Origin of the sequence: Curtobacterium sp. MCLR17_034 (assembly GCF_003234485.1) — a bacterium.
GTDB classification, from domain to species: Bacteria; Actinomycetota; Actinomycetes; order Actinomycetales; family Microbacteriaceae; genus Curtobacterium; species Curtobacterium flaccumfaciens.
The window spans coordinates 1-26458 of the sequence record NZ_QKTH01000007.1 but is presented as its reverse complement, the minus strand read 5'-3'; the positions used below and the strand labels follow the sequence as shown (position 1 = coordinate 26458).

At 70.3% G+C, this 26458-nt stretch carries 22 protein-coding genes and 2 tRNA genes; 8 read left to right on the top strand and 16 right to left on the bottom strand.

Annotated features, from left to right (window positions below):
* The first annotated feature begins 221 nt into the window (after window positions 1-221).
* The 6 genes from aceE (at window position 222) to DEI98_RS09055 (ending at window position 7989) form a co-directional block, all read left to right on the top strand.
* On the top strand, window positions 222-2966 hold the full coding sequence (aceE, locus tag DEI98_RS09080; RefSeq protein ID WP_071405343.1) for a pyruvate dehydrogenase (acetyl-transferring), homodimeric type: 2745 nt from the start codon (window positions 222-224) through the stop codon (window positions 2964-2966).
* 7 nt (window positions 2967-2973) lie between these two features.
* The gene (locus tag DEI98_RS09075; RefSeq protein ID WP_027465341.1) at window positions 2974-4200 is read left to right on the top strand and encodes a CdaR family transcriptional regulator; all 1227 of its coding nucleotides are present in this window, start codon (window positions 2974-2976) and stop codon (window positions 4198-4200) included.
* A gap of 95 nt (window positions 4201-4295) precedes the next feature.
* Entirely contained in the window at window positions 4296-5237 is a 942-nt protein-coding gene (locus DEI98_RS09070) for an ACP S-malonyltransferase (RefSeq protein ID WP_111100546.1), read from the top strand.
* On the top strand, window positions 5234-6286 hold the full coding sequence (locus tag DEI98_RS09065) for a beta-ketoacyl-ACP synthase III (protein WP_111100545.1): 1053 nt from the start codon (window positions 5234-5236) through the stop codon (window positions 6284-6286). Before DEI98_RS09070 ends, DEI98_RS09065 begins: the two co-directional genes overlap by 4 nt.
* Window positions 6287-6408: 122 nt before the next feature.
* Window positions 6409-6657: an acyl carrier protein gene (locus tag DEI98_RS09060; RefSeq protein ID WP_017886710.1), complete on the top strand. Its 249-nt coding sequence runs from the start codon at window positions 6409-6411 to the stop codon at window positions 6655-6657.
* A gap of 87 nt (window positions 6658-6744) precedes the next feature.
* Window positions 6745-7989, top strand: coding sequence for a beta-ketoacyl synthase (locus DEI98_RS09055; RefSeq protein WP_027465338.1), 1245 nt, complete (start codon window positions 6745-6747; stop codon window positions 7987-7989).
* Window positions 7990-8231: 242 nt separating this feature from the next.
* Here DEI98_RS09055 and DEI98_RS09050 read toward each other — a convergent pair whose 3' ends face one another.
* The 6 genes from DEI98_RS09050 to DEI98_RS09025 all read right to left on the bottom strand — a co-directional run bounded on the left by DEI98_RS09050 (window position 8232) and on the right by DEI98_RS09025 (window position 13237).
* The gene (locus DEI98_RS09050; RefSeq protein WP_027465337.1) at window positions 8232-8732 is read right to left on the bottom strand and encodes a DUF3145 domain-containing protein; all 501 of its coding nucleotides are present in this window, start codon (window positions 8730-8732) and stop codon (window positions 8232-8234) included.
* A gap of 158 nt (window positions 8733-8890) precedes the next feature.
* Entirely contained in the window at window positions 8891-9736 is an 846-nt protein-coding gene (locus DEI98_RS09045) for a DUF1684 domain-containing protein (protein WP_111100544.1), read from the bottom strand.
* Window positions 9733-10857 carry an AI-2E family transporter gene (locus DEI98_RS09040; protein ID WP_181437993.1) on the bottom strand — a complete coding sequence of 375 codons (1125 nt, stop codon included), beginning with the start codon at window positions 10855-10857 and terminating at the stop codon, window positions 9733-9735. Before DEI98_RS09040 ends, DEI98_RS09045 begins: the two co-directional genes overlap by 4 nt.
* 7 nt (window positions 10858-10864) lie before the next feature.
* Window positions 10865-10939: transfer RNA gene (locus DEI98_RS09035), tRNA-Ile, on the bottom strand.
* 13 nt (window positions 10940-10952) lie between these two features.
* Window positions 10953-12164 carry a glycosyltransferase gene (locus DEI98_RS09030; RefSeq protein WP_110864667.1) on the bottom strand — a complete coding sequence of 404 codons (1212 nt, stop codon included), beginning with the start codon at window positions 12162-12164 and terminating at the stop codon, window positions 10953-10955.
* 158 nt (window positions 12165-12322) lie between these two features.
* Window positions 12323-13237: a DMT family transporter gene (locus tag DEI98_RS09025; RefSeq protein ID WP_173033410.1), complete on the bottom strand. Its 915-nt coding sequence runs from the start codon at window positions 13235-13237 to the stop codon at window positions 12323-12325.
* A 39-nt stretch (window positions 13238-13276) separates the two neighbouring features.
* Here DEI98_RS09025 and def point away from each other — a divergent pair, with 39 nt between their 5' ends.
* Window positions 13277-13852 carry a peptide deformylase gene (gene def / locus DEI98_RS09020; RefSeq protein WP_071405349.1) on the top strand — a complete coding sequence of 192 codons (576 nt, stop codon included), beginning with the start codon at window positions 13277-13279 and terminating at the stop codon, window positions 13850-13852.
* Between the two features lie 70 nt (window positions 13853-13922).
* Here def and DEI98_RS09015 read toward each other — a convergent pair whose 3' ends face one another.
* Window positions 13923-14411 carry a hypothetical protein gene (locus DEI98_RS09015; RefSeq protein ID WP_071405350.1) on the bottom strand — a complete coding sequence of 163 codons (489 nt, stop codon included), beginning with the start codon at window positions 14409-14411 and terminating at the stop codon, window positions 13923-13925.
* Window positions 14412-14463: 52 nt separating this feature from the next.
* Between DEI98_RS09015 and DEI98_RS09010 the strand changes: the two genes are divergently transcribed.
* Window positions 14464-15966 (top strand): glycosyltransferase family 39 protein, encoded by a 1503-nt coding sequence (locus DEI98_RS09010; protein ID WP_111100543.1) that lies wholly within the window; start codon window positions 14464-14466, stop codon window positions 15964-15966.
* 13 nt (window positions 15967-15979) lie between these two features.
* Here the strand turns inward: DEI98_RS09010 and DEI98_RS09005 are convergent, their stop codons facing one another.
* The 9 genes from DEI98_RS09005 to DEI98_RS08965 all read right to left on the bottom strand — a co-directional run bounded on the left by DEI98_RS09005 (window position 15980) and on the right by DEI98_RS08965 (window position 26084).
* Entirely contained in the window at window positions 15980-16555 is a 576-nt protein-coding gene (locus tag DEI98_RS09005; RefSeq protein ID WP_244993470.1) for a pentapeptide repeat-containing protein, read from the bottom strand.
* A 131-nt stretch (window positions 16556-16686) separates the two neighbouring features.
* Window positions 16687-18219 (bottom strand): hypothetical protein, encoded by a 1533-nt coding sequence (locus DEI98_RS09000; RefSeq protein WP_111100542.1) that lies wholly within the window; start codon window positions 18217-18219, stop codon window positions 16687-16689.
* 86 nt (window positions 18220-18305) lie between these two features.
* Window positions 18306-18378: transfer RNA gene (locus DEI98_RS08995), tRNA-Asn, on the bottom strand.
* 115 nt (window positions 18379-18493) lie between these two features.
* Entirely contained in the window at window positions 18494-19504 is a 1011-nt protein-coding gene (locus tag DEI98_RS08990) for a D-isomer specific 2-hydroxyacid dehydrogenase family protein (RefSeq protein ID WP_258370787.1), read from the bottom strand.
* On the bottom strand, window positions 19501-20430 hold the full coding sequence (locus tag DEI98_RS08985; protein ID WP_110864664.1) for an ATP-binding cassette domain-containing protein: 930 nt from the start codon (window positions 20428-20430) through the stop codon (window positions 19501-19503). The genes DEI98_RS08990 and DEI98_RS08985 overlap by 4 nt, the downstream gene beginning before the upstream one ends.
* Window positions 20431-20578: 148 nt before the next feature.
* A complete protein-coding gene (locus DEI98_RS08980; protein ID WP_111100541.1) occupies window positions 20579-22276 on the bottom strand; it encodes an ABC transporter ATP-binding protein in 1698 nt (565 codons plus the stop codon).
* Window positions 22273-23271 (bottom strand): ABC transporter permease, encoded by a 999-nt coding sequence (locus tag DEI98_RS08975; protein WP_111100540.1) that lies wholly within the window; start codon window positions 23269-23271, stop codon window positions 22273-22275. The genes DEI98_RS08980 and DEI98_RS08975 overlap by 4 nt, the downstream gene beginning before the upstream one ends.
* 2 nt (window positions 23272-23273) lie before the next feature.
* On the bottom strand, window positions 23274-24383 hold the full coding sequence (locus tag DEI98_RS08970; RefSeq protein WP_372439454.1) for an ABC transporter permease: 1110 nt from the start codon (window positions 24381-24383) through the stop codon (window positions 23274-23276).
* An 84-nt stretch (window positions 24384-24467) separates the two neighbouring features.
* Window positions 24468-26084 carry an ABC transporter substrate-binding protein gene (locus tag DEI98_RS08965; protein WP_111100539.1) on the bottom strand — a complete coding sequence of 539 codons (1617 nt, stop codon included), beginning with the start codon at window positions 26082-26084 and terminating at the stop codon, window positions 24468-24470.
* Between the last annotated feature and the right edge of the window lie 374 nt (window positions 26085-26458).

Here is a 26458-nt window from a genome sequence, read left to right as displayed (position 1 = left end):
CGGGCGTGGGGTGTGCCCGTCGGGTCCGTGCGCCGCGGATCGCGTGTGCACGATCGGCCATGCTACGCCGACGACACGCGAATGCAAGCACCCGTCCACCTGCACGTCACCATCAGCATCAGCGTCGGTCCTGGGGCCTAGAGTGGACGGGGCCCCAGCCGGTCGCGACCCGACCACCGGAGCCACCATGTCCACCACCACGAGAACGAACGAGGTCAAGGGTGACGGTGAACGACCAGGACCCGTACAGCGCCGGGGCGAACGACCAGGATCCGCAGGAGACCGCCGAATGGCGTGAGTCCCTCGACGGGCTGGTCCAGACCCACGGACACCAGCGCGGTCGCGAGATCATGCTGAGCCTGCTCAAGCGGTCCAAGGAACTGCACCTCGGTGTGCCGATGGTCCCGACGACGGACTACGTGAACACCATCGCGCCGGAGAACGAGCCGGAGTTCCCCGGCGACGAAGAGCTGGAGCGCCGGTACCGCCGCTGGATCCGCTGGAACGCGGCCATCACGGTGCACCGTGCACAGCGTCCCGGCATCGGGGTCGGCGGGCACATCTCGACGTACGCGTCGAGCGCTGCGATGTACGAGGTCGGCTACAACCACTTCTTCCGCGCGCAGGACCACCCCTCCGGTGGCGACCAGGTCTTCTTCCAGGGCCACGCCTCCCCCGGCATGTACGCCCGCGCGTACATGGAAGGTCGCCTCTCCGAGGACCAGCTCGACGGGTTCCGGCAGGAGAAGTCGCACGCCGGCGGCGGCCTGTCGTCGTACCCGCACCCGCGCCTCATGCCGCACTTCTGGCAGTTCCCGACCGTGTCGATGGGCATCGGCCCGATCAACGCGATCTACCAGGCGCAGCAGGCCAAGTACCTGTCGAACCGCGGCATCAAGGACGCCATGGACCAGCAGGTCTGGGCGTTCCTGGGCGACGGCGAGATGGACGAGGTCGAGTCCCGCGGGCAGCTCCAGGTCGCCGCGAACGACGGCCTCGACAACCTGAACTTCGTCATCAACTGCAACCTGCAGCGACTCGACGGCCCGGTCCGTGGCAACGGCAAGATCATCCAGGAGCTCGAGGCGTTCTTCCGCGGTGCGGGCTGGAACGTCATCAAGGTCGTCTGGGGCCGCGAGTGGGACGACCTGCTCGCCCGCGACACCGAGGGCGCGCTCCTCAACCTGATGAACCAGACGCCGGACGGCGACTACCAGACGTACAAGGCCGAGAACGGTGCCTACGTGCGCGAGAACTTCTTCGGGCGCGACCCGAAGGCGCTCGAGCTCGTCAAGGACTACACCGACGACCAGATCTGGAACCTCAAGCGCGGTGGCCACGACTACCGCAAGGTCTACGCCGCGTTCAAGGCCGCGACCGAGCACAAGGGCCAGCCGACCGTCATCCTGGCGAAGACGGTCAAGGGCTACGGCCTCGGCCCGAGCTTCGAGGGCCGCAACGCGACCCACCAGATGAAGAAGCTCACGCTCGACAACCTCAAGCAGTTCCGCGACGAGATGCGCATCCCGATCTCCGACGCGCAGCTGGAAGAGAACCCCTACACGCCGCCGTACTACCACCCGGGCAACGACGACGAGGCGATCCAGTACATGCACGAGCGTCGTCGCGCGCTCGGTGGCTACGTGCCGGAACGTCGCACGAAGTACACGCAGTTCACGCTGCCGGACGACTCGAAGTACCAGGTCGTCAAGAAGGGCTCCGGCAAGCAGGAGGTCGCCACCACCATGGCGTTCGCACGCCTGCTGAAGGACCTGCTGCGCTCGCCCGACTTCGGCGACCGCGTGGTCCCGATCATCCCGGACGAAGCGCGCACCTTCGGCATGGACGCCTACTTCCCGTCGGCGAAGATCTACAACCCGAACGGCCAGCACTACACGTCGGTCGACCGCGAGCTCCTCCTGGCCTACAAGGAGAGCCCGCAGGGCCAGATCATCCACGTCGGCATCAACGAGGCGGGCGCCCTCGCAGCGTTCACCGCGGTCGGCACCTCGTACTCGACGCAGGGCGAGCCGCTCATCCCGGTCTACGTCTTCTACTCGATGTTCGGGTTCCAGCGCACCGGCGACGCCATCTGGGCCGCCGGCGACCAGATGACCCGTGGCTTCATGATCGGCGCGACCGCCGGCCGCACCACGCTGACGGGCGAGGGCCTACAGCACGCGGACGGTCACTCGCCGCTCCTCGCCACGACGAACCCGGCCGTCGTCTCCTACGACCCGGCGTACGGCTACGAGATCGGCCACATCGTCAAGGCCGGCCTCGACCGCATGTACGGCACGAACGAGGACGGCTCGCCGAAGCACGCCGACCCGAACGTCATGTACTACCTGACGGTCTACAACGAGCCGCTGGTGCAGCCGGCCGAGCCCGAGGGCGTCGACGTCGAGGGCATCCTCAAGGGGATGTACCTGCTCAAGGCCAGCGAGCACGACGGCCCGAAGGCCCAGCTGCTCGCGTCCGGTGTCGCCGTGCCGTGGATCCTCGAGGCGCAGCAGCTCCTCGCCGAGGACTGGGGCGTGTCGGCCGACGTGTGGAGCGTCACGAGCTGGGGTGAGCTGTACCGCGACGGTGTGGCCGCCGAGCAGCAGGCGTTCCTCAACCCGAACGAGCCGGCCCGCACGCCGTTCGTCACCGAGCGTCTGCTCGGCACCGAGGGCCCGGTCGTCGCCGTGAGCGACTTCATGCACCTGGTGCAGGAGCAGATCCGCCCGTTCGTGCCGACCGACTACGCCACCCTCGGCGCCGACGGCTTCGGTTTCTCGGACACCCGTCCGGCCGCTCGCCGCTTCTTCCACATCGACGGCCCCTCGGTCGTCGTGCGGACGCTGCAGCAGCTCGCCCGCCAGGGCAAGGTCGACGGCGCGCTCGTCCAGCAGGCGATCGACAAGTACCGCCTGCACGACGTGACCGCCGGCACCACCGGCAGCGCGGGCGGCGAGAGCTGATCAACCCGTGACGACGGTCCGCCCGGACCACGAGAGCCAGGAGAGCGCGCGCGAGCGCGCGCTCTCCTGGCTCCGTCAGGTGTCCGGAGAACTCTCCACCGCCACGATCAAGCGGCTCGAGGACACGCTCCCCTGGTACAGCGAGATGCCGCCGGGGCGCCGCTCCGCCGTGGGCCTCGTCGCCCAGGCGGGCATCACCTCGTTCATCAGCTGGCTCGAGGGCACCGCGTCGACGCCGTGGATCGCCGCGGCCGACGTCTTCGGGTCCGCCCCGCGGGAGCTCCTGCGCTCGGTGAGCCTGCAGCAGACCCTGCAGCTCATCCGCGTCGTGGTGACCGTGGTCGAGGAACGCGCGGCCGACGACGAGATGCTGCAGGAGGCGATCCTCAAGTACTCCCGCGACATCGCGTTCGCCGCCGCCGACGTCTACGCCCGCGCGGCCGAGGCCCGCGGTCTGTGGGATGCCCGGCTCGAAGCACTCGTGGTCGACTCGATCCTCTCCGGCGAGTACGACGACGAACTGCCGTCCCGCATCGCCGCCCTCGGATGGCACGGCCACGGCGAGGTCGCGGTGCTCGTCGGCACCGCACCGAAGCAGCTCGAGGTCGACCAGGTCCGCCGCACCGCACGGCACATGGACGCCGATGTGCTCGTCGGGGTCCAGGGGTCGCGGCTCGTCGTGGTGATCGGTCGCGCCACCCCCCGCGACGACGTCCCCGAGGGCGAGGAGCCCGTCTCGTTCACGACCATCGCGCAGGCCCTCGAGCCGCTGTTCGGTGAGGGCCACCTGGTGCTCGGCAACGAGGTCCCCGGGGTCGTCGACGCCTCGACCAGCGCGAAGGCCGCCCTCGCCGGGTTCGCCGTCGCGCGTGCCTGGCGCGGCGTGCCCCGTCCGGCCCTGGCCGACGACCTGCTGCCCGAACGGGCCCTTGCCGGCGACCCGCTCGCCCGGTCGGCCCTGGTGCAGCGCATCTACGTCCCACTCAAGGACCAGTCCACCGAGCTCCTGCAGACGCTGTGGTGCTACCTGGACACCGGCCGGTCGCTCGAGGCCACGGCGCGCGAGCTCTTCGTGCACCCGAACACCGTGCGCTACCGCCTGCGCCGGGTCGCCGACATCATCGGGTGGGACGCCACGCACGCCCGGGACGCCCTGATCGTGCAGTCGGCGCTCATCCTCGGCGCGATGTCCGAGTCCGCGACCGGCCGTCGCCGCATCACACCCCGACGCTAGAGCGCTCCGGACGGTAGAGAACCGACAATGTCCCGCGGGGATTCGTGTGGGAAGTCCACACGGGCCCCGCGGGACGAGAACGCGAGGATTGTCCGGTGATCGTCGTCGTCGCGCCCGGACAGGGCTCCCAGACCCCCGGCTTCCTCGCCCCCTGGCTCGAGGACGCCACCGTTCGTGAACGAGTCGGGCAGTGGTCGGAGTCGATCGGCGTCGACCTCGCCGAGCACGGCACGAACTCCGACGCGGACACCATCAAGGACACCGCGCTCGCACAGCCCCTCATCGTGGCCGCCGGCCTGGTGACCGCCGACGCACTGCTCGCCGAGGGCCGTCGTGCGCTGGTGGGCGGGGTCGCCGGACACTCGGTGGGCGAGTTCACCGCCGCCGCGGTCGCCGGGATCCTCGAGCCGACCGACGCCGTCGCCCTGGTCGCCGAGCGCGGCCGGGCCATGGCGGACGCCGCAGCGCTCGAGCCGACCTCGATGGCCGCCGTCCTCGGTGGCGACGCCGACGCGGTGGCCGCAGCCCTCGCCGAGCACGGCCTCGTGCCCGCGAACCACAACGGTGGCGGCCAGACCGTCGTCGCGGGTGCCGCAGACGCCATCGCGGCCCTCGCCTCCGACCCGCCCGCCAAGGCCCGGGTGATCCCGCTCGCCGTGGCCGGTGCGTTCCACACCCGGTACATGGCCCCCGCCGTCGAGCGGGTCGCCCCAGTCGCGGCCGCCACCACCGTGCAGGACCCGACCCTGCCGATCTGGACCAACGCCGACGGCTCCCGCGTCGACGACGGGCGCCGCTTCGTCGACCTGATGGTCCAGCAGATCGCGAGCCCCGTGCACTGGGACGCGGTCATGGAGTCCTTCTCCGCCGCCGGCGTGACCGGCATCATCGAGCTCGCACCCGCCGGTGCCCTCGTCGGCCTGGCGAAGCGCGGCCTCCGCGGCACGCCGACCGTCGCCGTCAAGACCCCCGACGACCTGCCTGCAGCGATCGACCTGCTGCAGCGCGCGGGCCAGGAAGCAGACGCAACCGCATGACCGACCCGACCACCCCGACGGACGCCCCCACGGGCCTCCCGACCGGATCCGCGCGCCCGCTGCTCCAGCAGCGCAGCGGCCACGAGTTCACCCGGATCCTGGCGTTCGGCGCCGCCCGCGGCGAGAACGTCGTGCCGAACGACGACCTCGTCGGCCCGATCGACTCGTCCGACGAGTGGATCCGCCAGCGCACCGGCATCATCACCCGCAAGCGCGCGGGCAAGGACGTCGAGGCCGTCGACCTCGCCGAGGCCGCCGCACGCGAGGCCATCGAGAAGGCCGGCATCGAGCCGTCCCAGATCGGCGTCGTGCTCGTGAGCACCGTCACGCACACCGTGGCGACCCCGTCGATGGCGTCGCTGCTCGCCGAGCGCATCGGCGCCACCCCGGCCGCCGCGTACGACATCAGCGCCGCCTGTGCCGGGTACGCCTACGGCATCGCCCAGGCCGACTCGTTCATCAAGTCCGGGCTCGCCGACCACGTGCTGGTCGTCGGGGCCGAGAAGCTCAGCGACGTCGTCGACCCGACCGACCGCTCGATCTCGTTCCTGCTCGGGGACGGTGCCGGCGCCGCCGTGATCGGCCCGAGCGACTTCCCGGGCATCGCCCCCACCATCTGGGGTTCCGACGGCTCGAAGTGGGACGCCATCGGCATGACCGCGACCTACAACGAGTGGGAGGCCGGCGCACCGCGTCCGACCATGCGCCAGGCCGGGCAGACGGTGTTCCGCTGGGCCGTCTGGGAGATGGTCAAGGTCGCCCGCCAGGCGCTCGAGACCGCCGGCGTCCGCCCCGAGAACCTCGCCGCGTTCGTGCCGCACCAGGCGAACATCCGCATCATCGACGAGTTCGCCAAGCAGCTCGGCCTGCCCGAGACGGTGACGATCGCCCGCGACATCACCACCACCGGCAACACCTCCGCCGCGAGCATCCCGCTCGCCACGCACCGCCTGCTCGAGGAGCACCCGGACCTGTCGGGCGGCCTCGCCCTGCAGATCGGCTTCGGCGCCGGACTCGTGTTCGGTGCCCAGGTGGTCGTCCTCCCCTGATCCCCGTCCGGTCGCGCAACCGCGCGCCCGGTCCCCATCCCGACGAGCCTCCGCGCACCCGGACCCCGCGTGCCCTAGGCTGGTCAACGGTCAAACGACACCCCCCTTCAAGGAGAACACTCATGGCCCTGTCCAACGAAGAAGTCCTCGCCGGCCTGGCCGAGCTGATCAACGACGAGACCGGTATCGCCACCGACACCGTCGCCGCCGACAAGTCCTTCACGGACGACCTCGACATCGACTCCATCTCGATGATGACCATCGTGGTCAACGCCGAGGAGAAGTTCGACGTGAAGATCCCGGACGAAGAGGTCAAGAACCTCAAGACCGTGGGCAACGCGGTCGACTACATCGTCAAGGCCCAGGCCTGACACGAGCTTCCTGAGCGCCGCGGCCCGCGGACCCCTGCGGGCCGTGGCGCTCATCTTGTTCACCCCAACGAAAGAACACGTCGTCCCATGACCAAGAAGACCGTCGTCGTCACCGGGATCGGTGCGATCTCACCCCTCGCCGCGACCGCCCCGGACACCTGGGACGCGCTGCTCGCCGGCAAGTCCGGCATCACCCGCATCGAGGACCCCCGCTACGCCGAGCTCGAACTCCCGGTGGAGTTCGCCGGCCAGGCGCGCCGGTTCCTCACCGACCAGCTCACCCGCCCCGAGTCGAAGCGCCTCGACCCCTCGTCGCAGCTGTCGCTCGTCGCGGCGCGCGAGGCCTGGGCCGACGCCGGCATCGACGACGAGTCCGTCGTCCCCGAGCGCCTGATCGTCGACTGGGCGACCGGCATCGGTGGCGTCAACACGCTGCTCGACGCCTGGGACACCCTGCGCGAGAAGGGTCCGCGTCGCGTCCTGCCGATGACGGTCCCGATGCTCATGGCGAACGGACCCGCCGCCGCCATCGAGATGGAGTTCGGCGCCCGTGGTGGTGCCCGCACCTACCTGTCCGCCTGCGCGTCGTCGACCGAGTCGCTGGCCGAGGCGTACCGGCACATCGCCGACGGCGACGCCGACATCGTCATCACCGGTGGCGCCGAGGCCGCGCTGCACCCACTCCCGCTGGCCGCGTTCGCCGCGATGCAGGCCCTGTCGCGCCGCAACGACTCCCCCGAGACCGCATCGCGTCCGTACGACGTCACGCGTGACGGCTTCGTGCTCGGTGACGGCGCTGCGGCGCTCATCCTCGAGTCGAAGGAGCACGCCGAGGCCCGCGGCGCGACGATCTACGCCGAGGTCGCCGGCTCCGGCATCACCTCGGACGCCTTCCACATCACCGCGCCGGACCCCGAGGGCAGCGCCGCCGCCCGTGCGGTCCTGCAGGCCCTCGAGCACGCCGACGCGAGCATCGAGGACGTCGTGCACGTCAACGCGCACGCCACCTCGACCCCCGTCGGTGACGTCGCCGAGTACCACGCGATGCGTCGGGTCTTCGGCGACCACCTGGACGACGTCGTGGTGTCCGCGACCAAGGCCTCGACGGGCCACCTGCTCGGTGGTGCCGGCGCGATCGAGGCGGTCTTCACCGTCCTCGCGCTGCACAACCGCGTCGCCCCGCCGACGATCAACCTGCACGACCAGGACCCGGAGATCGTCATGGACGTGGCCCGCGAGCCGCGTGCACTGCCCGAGGGCGACCTGCTCGCGGTCAGCAACTCGTTCGGCTTCGGCGGCCACAACGCCGTGGTCGCGTTCCGCAGCGTCTGATCCGTCCCACCCTGCCAGGAGGCCCGTCCCGCGTCGTCGGGGCGGGCTTCCGTCGTTCCGGTGCCGGTTGGAGTCCCGGCAACACGCCGTCGTGTCGCTGAGGCGCCCCGGAAACGACGAGACGCCGCCGTATTCGGCGGCGTCTCGAGTCTGTGGCGGTGTCCGGACGACACACCGGCGTCTGGCGCACCCGACACGCCGGCGTCTGGCGCACCCGACACGCCCGCGTGTTGCGAGTTGGCTCAGCCGACGCGGTGCAGCCAGACGACCGGGTTGCCCTCGGCCGCGTGGCGGAAGGGCTCGAGCTCGTCGTCCCAGGCCTGCCCGAGTGCGAGTCGGAGCTCACGGTGCAGCTCGAGGGCGTTGCTGCCCGCGACCTCCATCGCGTAGCGCACCCGGTCCTCGGGGATGACCATGTTGCCCGTGACGTCGGTCTGCGCGTAGAACACGCCGAGGTCGGGCGTGTGCATCCAGCGACCGCCGTCCGAGGCGCTCGTCGGCTCCTCGGTGACCTCGTACCGCAGGTGTTCCCATCCGCGCAGGGCCGACGCGATCGCGGCGCCGGCGCCCACCGCACCGGTCCACGTGTACTCGGTCCGGCGCGCACCGTCCTGTGCGGGCTGGTCGAGCCACGAGAAGTTCACGGCGCGGTTCATCGCGCGACCTGCTGCCCATTCGACGTGCGGGCAGAGCGCGCGGGGTGAGGAGTGCACGTAGAGCACTCCTGTCGTCGTTCCGTTCACGGTTCCTCCGATACGTCAGGTGCGACTTCCCCATCGACCTGGTGCGGAGGATCCTGACCCGAGGGGCCACGGAACCATCGGTATGCGATTGTGATGTCCCGACGGGACACGCCCATTATGCAGCGCCGCGGCTGGGAACGGCAAGGAACCGACCCCGATCAGTGCAGGACGGCACCGTCCGCGTCGACCGGGTGTCGCTCCCCCGCCGTGATCGGCACCGGGACGCGGTTGTCCTCCGGTGGGATCGGGCACGCGTACTGGTACGAGAACGCGCACGGCGGCAGGACCAGCAGGTTCCAGTCGAGCTCGACCGTGGCCTCCGTGCCGGGGTCGTCGAGGTACAGGAACCGACCCATCGAGTAGGTGCTGCCCGGGTCGTCCTCGGGCAGGGCACTCGTGGCGTCCTGCACGATGAGCTGCAGCCGGGCGGCTCCGCGGTGGGCAGCCGACCGGACGGCGACGAAGTGCACCGCGGCACCACCCACGACGGTCTCGACGTGTCCGGCGACCGGCAGGGCGTCGCCGGCGGCGTCACGGACGCTGCCACGGGCCTCCAGGGCGTCCCCGACCAGCGGGACGTACGTGCCGGACGTCACCCAGTCGCCGGACCAGGCGAAGCGGGCGATCTGCGCGAAGCGGGCGATCGCCTCGGACGACGGGTCCCAGACGCGCAGGGTGTCGCCGCTGACGGTGCCGGCGAAGCCGTCTGGCAGCGCGACGGTCGACGGAACGACGGCGGTGTCCCCGGCCACCAGGACCGTGCCGTCGACCGGGACGCCGTCGACGACGACGCCGTCGGATGCCTCGGCCGTCACGGTGAGTCCGCCGACGGCCGGGGCCCACGTCCCGGGGACCGGCCAGACCGGCTGCGGGTGGTCGACGTGCTGGGCGTTCACCAGGGCGAGCGGTCCACGGGCACTGCGCGCCCAGCGGTCACGGTCGTGGACGTGCTCGGCGAAGGCGGCGACGAGCGCGTCGTCGGCAGCGCCGGTGCCGCTCGTCACGCCTGCTCCTGGCGGGGGTAGATGACCTTCTGCACGATGATGATGACCGACGCCGCGACGGGCAGCGCCACGAGCGCGCCGAGCACGCCGCCGATCGTGCCGCCGGCGACCGCCGCGATGACCACGAGGGCGCCGGGCACCTGGACCGCCCGCGACATGATGCGCGGGGAGATCAGGTAGGCCTCGACCTGCATGTAGACCAGGTAGTAGATGCCCGAGAACAGGGCGGTGGCCGGCGACGCGAAGAAGCAGAGCAGCGAGATCACGATCGCGGCGGCCAGCGTGCCGACCAGCGGGATCAGCGAGCCGAGGAACGCGATGAACGCGAGCAGCACGGGCAGCGGTGCACCGATGATGAGCAGGAAGATGAAGCTCAGGATGCCGTTGATGAGCGCCTGCGACACCTGCCCGACGACGTACCGGCCGACCGCCTGCGTGATCTGCTCGCTCACGTCGATGAAGTTCTGGCGACGCGACGCCGGGACGAACCGGTAGGCCGCGCGCTTCATGCCCCGCATCGACGCGAGGAAGTAGAGCATCAGGATGATGACGATGAGCGCCCCGGTGACCCCGGACAGGATCCCGCTGCCGACCGCCAGGATCCCGCCGCCGACGCTGAGCAGGTTGCCCGGCTTCTCGACGAAGGACTGCAGCGACTGCAGCGCGTGGTCGATGTCGAACGACCCGGCGAACTGCTTCGACAGGTCCTGCACCCACGGCTGCTGCGAGATGTCCTGCACGATCTCGGGGAAGTTCTGGACCAGGTTCGACGCCTGCTCCACCAGGATCGGGACGACGGCGAAGACGATGCCGGCGAAGGCCCCGAGGACGACCACCACGACGATCGTGATGGCGGACCAGCGCGGGATGATCCGCTCCAGGAACGACACGAGCGGGTCGATACCGAGTGCCAGGAACAGCGCGACCCCGATGTAGACCAGCACCGTGCTGAGCTCGTTGATGATCGCACCGGCGAGCAGCGCGACGAGCACCCCGATGGCGCCCATGAACCCGAGGCGGAAGGCGTTCACGCGCACGCCGGTACCGCCACGGGTCACCTCGAAGGTGACGTTCGGTGTCGGTGCGTGGTCGTCCTGCGACGTGTCGCGCTTCCTTGGCATGTGCACGTAGGGCGGGCGGGACTCGAACCCGCGGATCGTTCGGTTATGAGCCGACTGCCTTGACCAGCTTGGCTACCGCCCCTCGCCGGAGACCCTCAGGCCACCGGCTCACCACGATACAGCGACTCGAACGTCGACAGCGTGCGGTTGATGTCGTGTGCCTCGATCATGGTCAGACTGCGATCCCGCATCGCGACGTACTCCGACTCGGGCGCGGTGAGCACCGTCGTGAGCTTCGCCGCCAGGTCGTCCACGTCGCCCGGGGTGAACAGGTACCCGTTGCCGTCGATCAGGTGCGGCAGCGCCATCGAGTCGGCGGCGACGACGGGCAGCCCGGACGCCATCCCCTCGAGCGACGAGATGCTCTGCAGTTCCGCCGTCGACGGCATCGCGAACACCGTCGCGTTGGTCAGGGCCTCCTGCTTGCGCTCGTCGGAGACGAACCCCAGGAACCGCACGCGGTCCTCGAGCCCGAGCTCCTTCGCCAACGCGGTCAGCTTCGGGATCATCTCGCCGTCGCCGACGATGGTCAGCGTCGCGGACAGCTCGGCGGGCAGCAGCGCCACCGCGCGGACGAGCACGTCGAGGTTCTTCTCGGGGGCCACGCGACCGACGAAGACGATGTCGTTGTTGACCGGGCGTCCCTCGCGCGCCACGTACCGGGACGCGTCGATGCCGCACGAGATCGCGAGGACCTGCTGGCCGGCGATGGCCTTCCGCAGGTAGTCGGCGGCCAGGTTCGTCGGCGTCGTGATGGTGTCGGCCAGCCGGTAGGTCTTGGCGGCGTCGCTCCACGCGATCTTCAGCGCGAGGGGCAGCGTCCACTTGCCGAACGGCGTGTACTCGAGCAGGTTCTCCGGCATGAAGTGGTTCGTCGCGATGACCCGGATGCCGCGGTCGTTCGCCTCGTGCACGATGCCGCGGCCGATGACCACGTGCGACTGGATGTGCAGCACGTCGGGCTTGACGGCGTCGAGGATCGGGCCGGTCCACTTCCGGACGCTCCACGGCCAGACGAAGCGCAGCCACGGGTGCAGCGGCCACTTGTACGACTTCAGGCGGTGCACGACGAGCGTGACGCCGTGGTGCTCCTCGTCGAAGGTGCCGTAGTGGCGGCTCGAGGCCGGGGCCACGACGTGCACCTCGTGCCCGCGCTCGGCCAGGCCGACGGCGAGCTGCTCGGCGAAGGTGGCGGCGCCGTTGACGTCGGGGGCGAAGGTGTCCGCTGCGATCAGCACGCGCAACGGTCGGTGACCGCCCGTCGCTTCCGTCGGTCCGGCGGTGGCGGTGGTGGCGTCTCCTGACACGGCTGAGTTCGTCCTCTCGTGGGCGATGGCTGGTCGGCAGTGACGCTATCGCACCAGGATCGACGGTCGCGTCAGCCGCGCGGATGAGGGCGGCGACCACCCGGGGTGCGCGGCGAGTGCACCGCCGCGTGCGCGCCGGTCGCCCGCGCCGGCCGGCGTCAGGCCCGGGTCTGCGGGTGGTGCTTGGCGAGCAGGAACACCCCGGTGATGGCGATGCCCGCGGCCACCACGAACCCCGCCACCGCGAACCACGGCGCCCCCGAGGCCTCGCCGAGCACGATCACGCCGATGCCGACCGCGACGATCGGATCGATCACCGTCAACCCCGCGATCACGAGGTCGGCCGACCCGCTCGAGTACGCGTTCTGCACGAAGTACCCACCGAGCGACGCCGCCACGACCACCCCGGCGATGGCGAGCACGGTCAGCCAGTCGAAGGTGCCGTTCACGAACCGGTTGAGCACGACCTTCGCCAGCGTCGCCACGAACCCGTAGAGCACCCCCGCCCCGACGATGTAGTACAGCGCACTGCGGTGCTTGGCGACCAGGCGGAACGACACCAGCACGAGCACCAGCACGACGGCCAGGATCACCAGCACGGTGACGAGCTGCTGGCGGGTGATCGCGCTCTCGTGCCCGACGAACGCCGCGATCCCGACGAAGATGCCGACACCGATGATGCACGTCCACACGGCCCGCCGCGCACGACGACCGAGCGGCACACCGGACGACCGCGACGAGAACCACGTCGTGATGACGAGGGCGACGGCACCCAGCGGCTGCACGACGATCAGGGGCGCGAACGTGATGCTGATGAGCTGGAGCACCACCGCGATGCCGAGCATGAGCGTGCCGAGCACCCAGTAACCGCTCGAGACGAGCCCGACCACGTGCCTGACGCTCAGCCCCTTCGACTGCCGACCGAGACGCGCCTCGACCCGCTGCACCCCGCGGCTCTGGAACTGCGCCCCGAGCGACAGGAACACCGCACCGATCAGCGCCACCGGGATCATCAGCGCCTGGAACGGCGTGAGGTTGCTCACGGCGTCGGGCAGCTGGAGGTCCGTCGTCACGCGTCGAGGCTACCGTCCCCCGCCGGATAACCTGGGTGAATGGCCGTTCTCCCGATCCGCATCACCGGCGAACCCGTCCTGCACGAGCGTGCAGCCGAGGTCACCGCGTTCGATGACGACCTCCGCACCCTCGTCGCCGACATGCTCGAGACCATGGACCTGGCACCGGGCGTCGGCCTGGCCGGTCCGCAGGTGGGCGTCGGCAAGCGCCTGTTCGTGTACTCCTACACCGACGACGACGACGTCCTGCACCGGGGCGCCGCCGTGAACCCCGTCCTGTGGATCACGCCCCCGGTCCCCGAATCGGTCGAGGAGCTCGACGAGGACGAGGAGTCCGAGGGCTGCCTGTCGATCCCTGGTGAGCGGTTCCCGCTCCGCCGTTCCGAGGGCGCCCTGCTGCGGGCCTTCGACGAGCACGGCACCCCGTTCGAGGTCGAGGCGCACGGCTGGCTGGCCCGGATCTTCCAGCACGAGTACGACCACCTGGACGGCTGGCTCTACGCCGACCGCCTGGTGCACCCCTACGGCAAGCAGGTCGCCAAGGCGATCCGCAAGAGCAGCTGGGGCGGCCCCGGCCAGTCCTGGTTGCCGGGTCGCGACCACCCCGAGGGCTGACGCCCGTCGACGTCGGCACCCGGTGCCGTCCAGCCCGTCGCTGGTCCGGCGGGCGGCCTGGAGGCCCGGCTCAGCCCCGGTAGGCAGCCAGTGCGTCGCGCAGGCGGTCGGTCTCCGGGTGCCCGGGGCAGTACCGCAGGAGCCCGGCGGCCACGTGCGCACCGCGCGCGTCGGCGACCGCCGACGTCCACGGCGCCGAGCCGCGGACCGCGCACGTGCTCGCGAGCTCGACGAGGGTCGCGTCACCGCGCGCCGCCGCCACCGCGGCCTGCTGCTGGCTCGACGGCACCGACCCGGTCAGGCGCTTCGCCGAGCAGTCGGCGCGCTCGGCCTCCCACACCGCCGAGTAGGTGGTGTAGGTCTCGCTGTCCGATCCGTCGGCGGCGCAGACGAACGCGAAGACCACGGGCGACGCGCCCGAGCCCAGGCCGGTGTCCGAGCTCGTCGGGTCCTCGGACGCGTCGGTGTCCGGGCCGACGCTGCTGCAGCCGGTGAGCACCGCCGTCACGGCGACGACGACGCCCAGGAGCGTGAGTCGAGGCGAACGGGAACGGTGCACCTGTGAACGCTAACAGCAAGCGCTGCGGACGACCCGTACGGCGGCTCCTGCGATGATGGTCCGGCATCGCCCTGTCCTGGAGGTCCTCATCCCCCGCCTGCACTCCCGCCCCGTCCGTGCGACGGCCCTCGTGGTCGTCGCCCTGGCTGCTGTGTTCGTCGCCTACTGGCACCTCGGCCGTCCGACCATCGTGAACGACGAGTTCGTGTACCTCCGCGCGAGCTGGGCCTACGTGCACGGGAACTTCTCGCTCAACCTCGAGCACCCGCCGCTCGCGAAGTACGTGTACGGCGTGGCGCAGCTCCTGGTGGGACAGGGGCCGCTCGGACCGAGGCTGGTGGCTGCGACCGCGATGCTCGGCACGGGTGTCGTCCTGTTCCTCTGGCTGCGACGCGAGGTCGGCTTCTGGACCGGCCTGACCGCGGCGGCGATGTGGTGGCTGACGCCGCGTGGCTCGGGCTCGTCCTGGGCGGAAGCCGGGTCGGTCATCGGCGTCCGCATCGAGCGGTTCGCGATGCTCGAACCCCTCATGGTCTTCTTCGCCGTCGCCTCGCTCGCCGCGGCCTGGCGCTGGATGCGGACCGGCAACCGGTGGTGGGTGGCCGCAGCGGGTGCGCTGCTCGCACTGTCCGTGACCTCGAAGGTGTCGACGGCGGTGCTCGTCCTCGCCGTGGGAGCACTCCCCCTGCTGTTCCGTCGGTGGCGCGACCTGGGGGTCGGTGCGCTGTACGGCGGCATCGCGTTCGTGGTCGTGTTCGTCGTCGTCTACCTGCCGGTCGGGCTCTTCGCGGCCATCGGGCAGATGCTCCGGTTCCAGGCGCAGCAGAACGCCCACGGGCACCCGACGACCATCCTCGGGACGATCTACCCGGCGGCACCGTGGTGGGCGAACTTCGCGTTCCTCGCCGACGGCACGGGCTGGTTGCTGCTCACCGTCCTGACCATCGGTGTGGTCGCCGCGCTCGTCGTCCGACCGGACCGCCTGGTCGCGTACCTCGGCATCGCCCTCGGTGTCTTCCTCGTCTTCTACGTCATCGTCGCCAACGTCTCGCTGCCGTACTACTACGACGCGTGGATACCGTTCATCATCGCGTTGGCGGCGATCGGGTACGGGCGACTGGCGACCGTCCGGCCGCCCCTCGGACGCATTGCGGCAGCAGTGCTCGTCGCCGCGCTGCTCATCCCCGTCGCACGGCTGGGCGTCGCCGTCGTGCAGACCCGTCCGAGCGGGATCGCTCTGCTCTCGGATGCTCTGAAGGTCCGCGGACACGACTCCGAAGGCGTCCTCTTCAGCCAGTTCAGCGCCAACACCTGGCGCATCTACTTCGGGGACCGTGGCTCCATGCGCCCTGAGAACGGACCGTTCGACGCCGTCGTCGTCGGCTCGGACACCCGGCGGACCATGCCCGAGCAGGTCCGGACGTTCCTCGACGAACACGCTGCAGAACTCCAGCACTTCCGGCTCGACTACCTCGACGTCTACGTGCCCCGACAGGGCATCATCGAGGACAACAACCGGGACGGCACGCTCAGGGTCGAGCCCGACGCTCGCTGACCGCGATCGAGGTTCAGCTGTCCTGTCCGGCGACGACGACGTCCACCGGCGCCTCGAGACGACCGCCGTGTCGTGCGTCCGTGCGGATCTGGCACCGGACGGTCGTCGTGCCGACCGGCGCGGTGACCACACGGTCACTGCAGTTCGGAGAAGTCAGTCCGAGTGGCAGTTCCAGTCGGAGCACGACGCGGACTGCTGTGCCGTCGGTGCTCCGGACCGAGAGCGCTCCGGGTTCCAGTGCTGTGCCCCGGACGCTCATCTGCTCGATCCGAGCGCCCGACAGGTCGGCACCGGAGACGTCTGCACCGTCGATCCGGGCGGAGGAGAGATCAGCGTCCGCGAGCCGGGCTCCGCGCAGATCAGCACCGCGCAGATCGGCGGCGTGCAGATCAGCCTCCCGGAGGTCCGCGCCGCGCAGGTCGGTCGAGCGCAGGTCGGCTCCGAAGAACACGGTCTCGGAGAGGTCTGCGTCACGGAGGTCAGCACCACGCAGGTCTGCGAGCCGGAGGTCGGCCGTCGAGAGATCGACCGATGACAGGTCGGCTCCGGGGCACGCCGTCGCCGTGGCCGGCCCCGGCTCGGACACCACCGCACAACCGTCGACATCGTGACTCGTACCCCCGTCGTCGCCCGGCCTGAGGAAGGCTGCGACACCGATCACCACGACGAAGGCAGCTGAGGCGACTCCGACGCTCACCCCACGGGCGCGACGGGACGCGCTCACGACTCGACCCCGGTCAGCCATCTCGGCAGGACGTCGAGCCCCCAATCGGAGTACCACGCGGCGGAGTGTGCGTAGGGGAAGAACGCGCTCAGCGGGTTGTACAACACGAAGAGCGCGGCGAGCACCACGCCGACCACGGCCGTCGCGACGGCACGCGTTCGCGGTCGGAGACGTCGGAGCCACGTCCGGACACCGACCAGGACGACGACCACGGCCAACGGCATCGCTGGCAACAGGTAGCGACCGGAGAACGCGTACGACTCCCCCAAGTTGACCATCGTGGCGGCGTTGAAGCAGAGGACGGCGAACGTGTAGGTCGCCGCGACCGCGGCGCACCAGGTGAGCGCCGCATCGTGCAGGATCCGTCGGGCCTGCGTCAGCGCGATCCCGATGCCGACGACGGCGCTCGAGGCTCCGAACACGACGACCGACGGGTTCGGACGCCACGGGAACGAGGCGCCCCAGAAGAAGAAAAGTGACTGGAAGTAGATCGTCACCCATGACCGCAGGAAGGACAGCGGCGCGAACGCCGGCAGCGTTCCGTTCACCTCGGCCAGGTCGTGGGCGCGGGAAGCGGCGTAGTTCCGGCGGAAGATCGCGTAGTCCATGCAATCGGCACGACTGTGCAGGGCAGTACAGGCGGGGTTCACCGCGTGGAACTGCAACAGGTTCAGGCCGAAGCGCTCGATCGCGAGAGCGGTCAGCACACCGCCGATCACGAGCAGCACGATCGACTGTCCGGGTCGCGCGCGGAGTCCCCCGACGGTTCGCTGCACCGGGTGCCGCAACCACGACCAGCCGGCGGCGCGGTACCGCAGCAGGATGGCGAAGAACCCTCCCGCGAGCACGAACGGCGCCTGCGAGTACTTCATCAGGAGGGCGAACAGCGCTGCGACGGCCATCCAGGCCAGCGTGCGCAGTCCCCCACCGCGGACGAAACGGACCGCGACGGCGGCGAACACGAAGAGCGCTGCCATGGCCGGGGCGTCGTAGCTCACCGACGCGGCCTGCCAGGTGAACCGCCCCGTGAACGCCGTCGCCACGATCGCGAGCAGCCCGATCGACGCGGGGACGCGAGCGTGCTGGAACAGCGACCGGAGCGCGATGAGCCCCGAAGCTGCCCACAGCACGTCCACGGCACGGAGAACGAAGACGACTTGCTCGTAGTCGAGCCCGATCGCGAGTGCTCCGCGCGCGGGGAACGACATCAGGTAGTGGTACAGGTACAGCGGCGACCGGACGAGCTCGCCCATCCAGAGCTGCGACGGGTCGACCTGCTGCAGGTAGGGGCCCGCGAGCACGGGGCGCTCGGCGTAGAGCAGGATGTTCCAGACGTGCCCTCGCTCGTCCGGGGCCGCGGCCACGTGGACGTGGAACCACCCGGCGAAGGCGAACCCCATGACGACGAAGACCGTCAGCACCACCACGAACGACGCTCGTGACGACAGTGCGACGTCCACCGCCTGCACGACGGACCGCCGCTCCGTTCGCTCCGAACGTCCGCGGCGGGACTCCCGAGTGTTCGTCATGACGGAACGATCGTACAGGGAGCACCGAACGCGCACGACGACAGCAACGCAAAAGATCCCCACCCCGAAGGGATGAGGACCTGTCGCTCCCCGAGTTGGACTCGAACCAACAACCTGCCGGTTAACAGCCGGCTGCTCTGCCAATTGAGCTATCGAGGATCACTGTCCGCTGGCGAATGACGTGCGAACAACGGGTAACAGCATAGCAGGACGCCGAGGCCCTCCACCGCATCGGACACGCCGCCCGGGCGCGCCGCGCTTCGAGGCCCCCGTGTCAGTAGCCGGCGACCGGGTCGACGACGCCGACGAAGCCCCCGCCGTCGCCCCCGAGGAACGCCGCGGCGTTGAGCCGGACGCGCTCGGCGAGCAGGGGTGCGACCATCTCCGGGGTGTCGGCCTGGTGCGGGGTGATGACCGCGCCGGGCTCCGACCAGAGCGGATGCCCGTCGGGCAGCGGCTCGGGCTCGGTGACGTCGAGGCCGACCGCGGCGATCTCCCCCGTCCGCAGGGCGGCGACCAGCGCGTCGGTGTCGACGAGTCCGCCGCGGGCGATGTTCACGAGCCGGGCGGACGGCTTCATGATCCGGAACTGCTCCTCACCGAAGAGCTTCGCGGTGCCCGAGGTCATCGCCGCTGCGATCATCACGACGTCGGCGTCGGGCAGGACCCGGTCGAGCTCGTCGGTGGTGACGGTCCGCGCGGCTCCCGGCACGGGCTCGGGCGAGCGGCGCACGACGGTGACGTCGACGTCGAACGGGGCGAGCAGCCGGAGGTACTCGAGGGCGATCCCGCCGGCACCGATCACGACGACGTTCCGCCCGTACAGCGAGACGCCCTCGGGCTCGGTCGTCCAGGACGACGCACGAGCGCGCTTCTGCAGGACCCGGAGCGTGCCGAGGGTCAACGCGAGCGCGTGTTCGGCGACCGGCTCCGCGTAGGCACCCTTGGCCGAGGTGAACAGCACGCGGTCGCCGTGCTCCTGGATCAGGTGCGCGAAGGCGTCGACGCCGGCGAACGGCAGCTGCACCCAACCCACCCCCGGCGCCGAGGACAGCGCGTCGGCGAGGCCGGCCGGGTCGCGGGGGTCGAGCCAGACGACCCCGCGGGTGTCGGCGTCGAGCGGCGCGACGGTGCCGCCGGCCTCGGTCACGGCGTCCACGTGCAGGTCCGTCGGTTCCGGCAGCACGGCGACCGGCCCGGGCTGCGGGGCGTCGATCGGCAGCGGTGCACCCGACGTGGGGACGACGGCGCGGTGGCCGCGGGGGCCCTGGGAAGTGGTGCTCACGCGTTCTCCTGACGGTCGGTGCGCGGGCCGGTGCCGGCGGCGAGCGGACGGCGCGGCGCCGACGAACGGCGGGCCGTGGTCGGTGCCGGACGACGCTTCACGCCGCGGGCCGCGGTCGAGGCGAGGGTCTTCACGTAGGGGTCGACCGGGTTGTCGAGGACCTCGTCGAAGGTGCCGAGCCCGACGAGCCGGGCATCGGCCATCACGGCGACGCGGTCGGCGAGGGCGCGGGCCTCGCGCAGGTCGCTGGACACGACGACGGCCGAGAACTGCCGGCCGCGCTGCAGGGTCGCCAGGGCCTCGAGCACGGACTGCCGCACGAGTACGTCGACGCCACGCGCCGGTTCGTCCGCGACCAGGAGCTGGGGCTCGAGCACGAGCGCCTTCGCCAGGGCGACACGCTGACGCTGCCCGCTCGAGAGCTCCCAGGTGTTCAGGCGCATCGCCCCGAGCGGTAGGTGCACCGCGTCGAGCAGCCGGGCCACGATGAGCCCGGCCTCGCGCCGGTCGAATCGGCGGTCGCGGGCGTAGATCGGTTCGGCGACGGCCTCGCCGACGGTCAGGTCCGGGCTGAGCCGGTCGGCGCCGTCCTGCGGCAGGTACCCGATCCGGCCGCTCAGCCGTTCGAGCTTGCGTGACGAAGGGCGGAGGCCCCGGGTCTTCTGGCCGAGCACGGTCAGCTCGCCGCCGACGATGTGCCGACGGAGAGCGCCCTCGCCCTCGCCGTGGGATCCGAGCTGGCCGGCGATGGCGGCGGCGAAGGTCGACTTGCCCGATCCCGACTCACCGAGCAGGGCGAGGATCTCCCCCTGCCGGACCGTGAGGCTCACGCCGTCGACGGCCCGGATGGACTCGCCCCCGCGTCCGCCCCGGTACTCGATCGACACGTCGTCCGCGACGACCGCCGGTCCGTTGACCGCGATCATGGGTCCCCTTCCACGCCGCCCCCTGGCGGCGGTTCGCGACGGGCCGCCCTGGCAGGTCCGTCGTGCGTGCAGCAGTGGAGACGACCGCCCTGGAGGCCCGGCGTGCGTCGACGACGCTGGGCGGGCCTCCAGGGCGGGTCACGTCGGGTCAGGACCCGACGTTCTCCAGTCGCTCCAGCGTACGCCGTCGCTCCGCCTGCTCGGCTGGGTCCGGCACCGGCAGCGACGCGAGGAGCCGCTGCGTGTAGGGGTGCTGCGGCGCGCCGAGGACCTGCGCCGTCGTGCCCGTCTCGACCAGGTCGCCGCGGTACAGCACCGCGATCCGGTCGGACAGCGCGCCGACGACCGCGAGGTCGTGGCTGATGAACAGCGAGGCGAAGCCGAGGTCCTGCTGCAGCTCGAGGAAGAGCTCGAGCACCCGGGCCTGCACGGAGACGTCGAGCGCACTCGTCGGCTCGTCGGCGATGAGCAGCTTCGGCCGGAGCGCGAGCGACCGGGCGAGCGATGCACGCTGGCGCTGCCCGCCGGAGAGCTCGTGCGGGTAGCGGTCGCCGTACGCGGCCGGCAGCTGCACGGCCTCGAGCAGCTCGTCCACCCGCTTGCGCGCGGCACGGGGGCTCGAGACCTCCTTGTGCACGACCAGCGGCTCGGCGACGCACTCGGCGATCGTCAGCAGCGGGTTGAACGAGGTCGCCGGGTCCTGGAACACGAAGCCGATGTCCTTGCGCAGGTGCTTGAAGTCGCGTTCGCGGTACCCGAGCATCTCGGCGCCGAGCACCGTGAGCGAGCCGCCGGTGACCTTCGTCAGGCCCGCCATGGCCCGGCCGATGGTGGTCTTGCCCGAGCCGGACTCCCCCACCAGGCCGAGGACCTCACCCGGACGGATCGCCAGGTCGACGCCCTTGACCGCCTTGAACGCCGGCGACCCGAGCCGGCCGGGGTACTCGATCTCGAGCCCCTTCGCCTCGACCAGCGGGGTGACGTCCTCGGAGATCGCGGCGCGCCGGGCCACCCCGGTGGACGCCTCGAGCCGGGGCACCGCAGCGAGCAGCCGCTTGGTGTAGTCGGCCTGCGGCGTCGCGAACAGTGCCGTCGCCGTGGCCTCTTCGACGATCTCGCCCTGGTACATCACGGCGACGCGGTCGGCCAGGTCGGCGACGACGCCCATGTTGTGCGTGATGACGACGATCGCGGTGCCGAACTCGTCGCGGCAGCGACGCAGCAGGTCGAGGATCTCGGCCTGCACCGTGACGTCGAGTGCCGTTGTTGGCTCGTCCGCGATGATGACGCTCGGCTCGAGGGCCAGTGCGCTCGCGATGACCACGCGCTGCTTCTGCCCACCGGAGAACTGGTGCGGGTAGTGGTCGACGCGGGTCTCGGGGTCGGGGATGCCGACGCGGCCGAGATAGTCGATGGCCTTCGCCCGTGCTTCCTTCTTGGACACGCCGCCGTGGGCACGGAGCCCCTCGGCGATCTGCCACCCGACGGTGAAGACCGGGTTGAGCGCGGTCGACGGCTCCTGGAACACCATCGCGCCGGCCGTCCCGCGGAGCTCGCGGAGCTTCTGCGAGCCGACCGACACGACGTCGGTGCCGTCGAGCAGCACCGCGCCGCCGAGTGTCGCCGTCTTCGGCATGAGCCGCAGCATGCTGCGGGCCGTGACGGACTTGCCCGAGCCGGACTCGCCGACCAGGGCGAGGACCTCGCCGGGGCGGACGTCGAGGCTGACGCCCTTGACCGCGTCGACGGCGCCGCCGTCGGTCGCGAAGGTGACGGTCAGGTCGTCGACGACGACGACCGGCTCGGTGGTGGTGTCGCCCGGTTGCAGGCGGGTGGTCGGGGTCATGCGCCCGTCCCTTCCGTGTCGTTCCCGGCGTTGCGCGTGGACACCAGCTGCTTCAGCCGGCGGCGTGCACGCAGGCGGGGATCGGAGATGTCGTTCAGGCTCTCGCCGATGAAGGTCACACCGAGCACGAGCACCACGATCGCGACACCCGGGTAGACACCGGTCCACCAGACGCCGCTCGCGACGTCCGAGAGTGCACGGCTCAGGTCGTAGCCCCACTCGGCTCCGGACGTCGGGCCGATGCCGAACCCGAGGAAGCCGAGGCCGGCCAGGGTCAGGATCGCGTCGCTCGCGTTGAGCGTCAGGATGAGCGGCAGCGAACGGGTCGAGTTCCGCAGGACGTGCCGCGTCATGATGCGCCACGGGTTCGTGCCCATCACGCGCGCCGACTCGACGAACGCGTCGTTCTTCAGCCGGACGGCCTCGGCACGCACCACGCGGAAGTACTGCGGCACGTAGACGACGGTGATCGAGATCGCCGCCGCGATGATGCCGCCCGAGTAGCTCGAGTTGCCGCCGGAGATGACGATGGACACGATGATCGCGAGCAGCAGCGACGGGAATGCGTAGATGGCGTCGGCCACGACCACCAGCACGCGGTCGAGCCAGCCGCCCAGGTACCCGGAGACCATGCCGAGCAGGACACCGACGATGATCGAGACGATCACGGCGACGATGACGACGAGCACGGCCGTGCGGGCGCCGTAGAGCACGCGGCTGAACACGTCGAAGCCGCCGACCGTCGTGCCCCAGATGTGCTCGGCACTCGGTGCGCCGGTACGCGGGAAGCTCTGCCCGTCCGCGCCCTGCAGCTGGCCGAAGCCGTACGGGGCGAGGAGCGGGGCGAACACCGCGACGAGCAGGTAGAGGGCGCAGATGACCACGCCGACGATGAGCATGGCGCGCTGCCAGCCGGTGCTCCGACGGAGCTGGACCACCACGGGGAGCCGCTTCCAGAGCGGCTCGTGGCGGTCGACGAGGGTGGTGTCGACCATCGTCAGAACCTCACTCTCGGGTCGATCAGGGCGGCGACGACGTCGACGATGAAGTTGGTCACCGCGACGATCACCGCCAGCATCGCGACGATGCCCTGCACCGCGACGAAGTCACGGGCCGACAGGTACTGGTTGAGCTCGAAGCCCAGACCGCGCCACCCGAAGGTCGTCTCGGTGAGCACCGAGCCGCCCAGGAGCATCGCGATCTGCAGCCCCATCACGGTGATGATCGGCACGAGGGCCGGACGGAACGCGTGGGTGCGCACCAACCGTGACTCGCGCACACCGCGGGACCGGGCGGCGTCGACGTACTCGGAGCCGAGTGAGCCGATCATGTTCGCGCGCACCAGGCGCAGGAAGATGCCGGCGGTGAGCAGGCCGAGCGTCAGCGCTGGCAGGACGGCGTGCTGGAGCACGTCGCCGATGACCTGGGCGTTGCCGGTGCGGAGCGCGTCGATGATGTATATGCCGCTCGCGCCAGGGATGCCGTCGAGGATGAGCGACACCCGGGTCGAGGCCCGGTCGCCGAGGGGCAGCCAGCCGAGCCACACCGAGAAGACGAGCTTGAGCAGCAGACCACCGAAGAACACCGGCGTGGCGTAGGTCAGGATCGCCAGCGCGCGGAGCAGCACGTCCGGCCACTTGTCACGCGTGTACGCGGCGAGCATGCCGAGCGGGATGCCGAGCACCAGCGCGACGATGAGCGCGTAGAACACGAGCTCCGCGGTCGCACCGCCGTACGTGACGATGATGTCGGTGATCGGACGGTTGTCCGTCGACGAGGTGCCGAAGTCGCCGCGCAGGATGTTGCCGAGGTACTCGAAGTACTGCACGAGCACCGGCCGGTCGTACCCGGCGGCGTGCAGGCGTTCCTGCAGCTGGCTCGGCGTGAGTCGACCGCCGACCGACGCGGTGATCGGGTTCCCGATGACGCGCATCAGGAAGAACACGAGCGTCACCAGGATGAAGACGGTCGGGATGATGAGGAGGAACCTGACGAGGATGTACCGGCCGAGTCCGCCGCCACTGTTCTTGGCACTGCGTTGTGCCTGTGGCTTGGTGGGATCGGTGCCGTTCACGTCCTGCGTCGCCTCGGGAGTGCTGAGGGTCACGGGGTGTGTGCCTTTCGTCGCCGTTGCACAGGCACGCGGGCGCTCCTCGTGGGAACGCCCGCGGCCTGCACGTGGGGCTTGGTGCTACTTGCTCAGGGTGGCGTACCGGAACTTGAACGAGGCGTCGAGGGTCAGGCCCTTGACGTCCTTGCCGGCGACCGCGACGGACTTGCCCTGCAGCAGCGGCAGCGTCGAGATCTGGGTGGCCTCGCGCTCCTGGGCCTGCTCGATCAGGTCAGCACGCTTGTCCGGGTCGGACTCGGCCTGCTCCTTCGCGATGAGGTCCTGGATCTCCGGGTCGTCGTAGTGGTTCTGGACGAAGTTCTCCTTGGTGAAGAACGGCGACAGGTAGTTGTCGGCGTCGGAGAAGTCCGGGAACCAGCCGAGCTGGTACACGGGGTAGGCGTCCTTGGTGCGCTCCTGGGCGTAGGTCGTGTAGACCGTCGACTGGATGTTGACGGTGAACAGACCGGAGTCCTCGAGCTGCTGCTTGAGCAGCGCGTACTCGTCGTCCGAGGCCGAACCGTAGTGGTCGGGCGCGTACTGGATGTCGAGCTGCACCTTGCCCTTGACGCCGGCGTCAGACAGCGTCTTGTTCGCCTTGGACACGTCCGCGCCGCCGTCGCCGTCGCCGTACATCTCCTTGAACGGCTGGACCGCGCCGGTCAGGCCGTCCGGGACCATCGAGTACAGCGGGGTGAAGGTGTCGTTGTAGACCTCCTTCGCGAGCTGGGCACGGTCGACCACGTCGGCAGCGGCCTGGCGCACGGCCAGGGCCTTCGCCTCGTCGGCGTCGTCCTGCCCGGTGCCGAACGGCTGCGTCTTGAAGTTGAAGACCACGTAGCGGATCTCGCCGCCGGGGCCGTCGGTGACCTTGAGGGAGTCGTCCTTGCGCAGGTCCGAGATGTCGGTCGGCGTCAGGGAGCGGTACGCCACGTCGACGTCGCCCTTCTGCACGGCGAGCTTGAGGTCGGTCTCCTTGGTGTAGTAGCTGGCGGTGACCTCGTCGGTCTTCGCCTTGCCGAGGAGGCCGTCGTACTTCGGGTTCGTCTTGTACTGGATCGTGTCGTTCTCCTTGTAGGAGCTGATCTGGTACTGCCCGGCGAAGGCCTTGCCCTTGACGATGTCGTCGGCGCTGGTGAGCTTCGTCGCGCTGAAGACGTCCTCGTCGACGATCGGACCCGCGGGGCTCGAGAGCACCTGCGGCCAGGTCTGGTCGGCGTGGTCGAGGTTGAACACCACGGTGGTGTCGTCCGGGGTGTCGATGCTCTTGAGGTTGGCCAGCAGCGACTGCGGGCCGTTCTCGTTGTTGATCTTCAGCTCGCGGTCGAACGAGAACTTCACGTCGCTCGACGTGAGCTTGTTGCCGTTCGCGAACTCGAGCCCGTCCTTGAGGGTGACCTCGTAGGTGGTCGGGTTCGTGAACTCCGCCTTCGTGGCGATGTCCGGCTCGACGTCCGGGCTCCCCACGGGCGTGTTCATCAGGAACGGGAACACCTGGTTCTGCACGGCGAAGGAGCCGTTGTCGTAGGAACCGGCCGGGTCGAGGGACGTGATCTTGTCCGTCGTCCCGATGCTCAGGCCGTTCAGTTCGGTGTCACTCACGCTGCTGCTCGCGCAGCCGGTCAGCACCAGCGCCGTCGCTGCTGCACCGGCGCCGAGCGCGATGCCGCGCTTGCCCCACTTGGTCACGGATGCCATGTCCGCTGCCTCTCTGGTCATGATTGCAAGAGTCCTGAGCCGGAGGGTGGAACGTCTGTGTGCCCGGCCAGGAACGCTCATTGGTATCACCCTGTCACGGAACAGAACGAACCGGGGGCGATTTGTTTACACCGCTGTAATGCACGGGCCTGCCGCATGATGCATGATTCCGCCGGAGTCGAGCGGCGCGTCACGCACGAAAGTTGCGTGGTGCAACCGAGGCGGTCTGGCACTCGAAAGCGCCTGTCGAGCGACGGTTCGTGCGATCTCGGCGAAGCGCACGCGGCGCGTCGTGAAGCCGTGCCGCCGGCCTGGAGGCCCGCCCCGCGTCCGCTGCGCCCATCGCCCCCGCCGACTGGTCACGACTCCCCGCC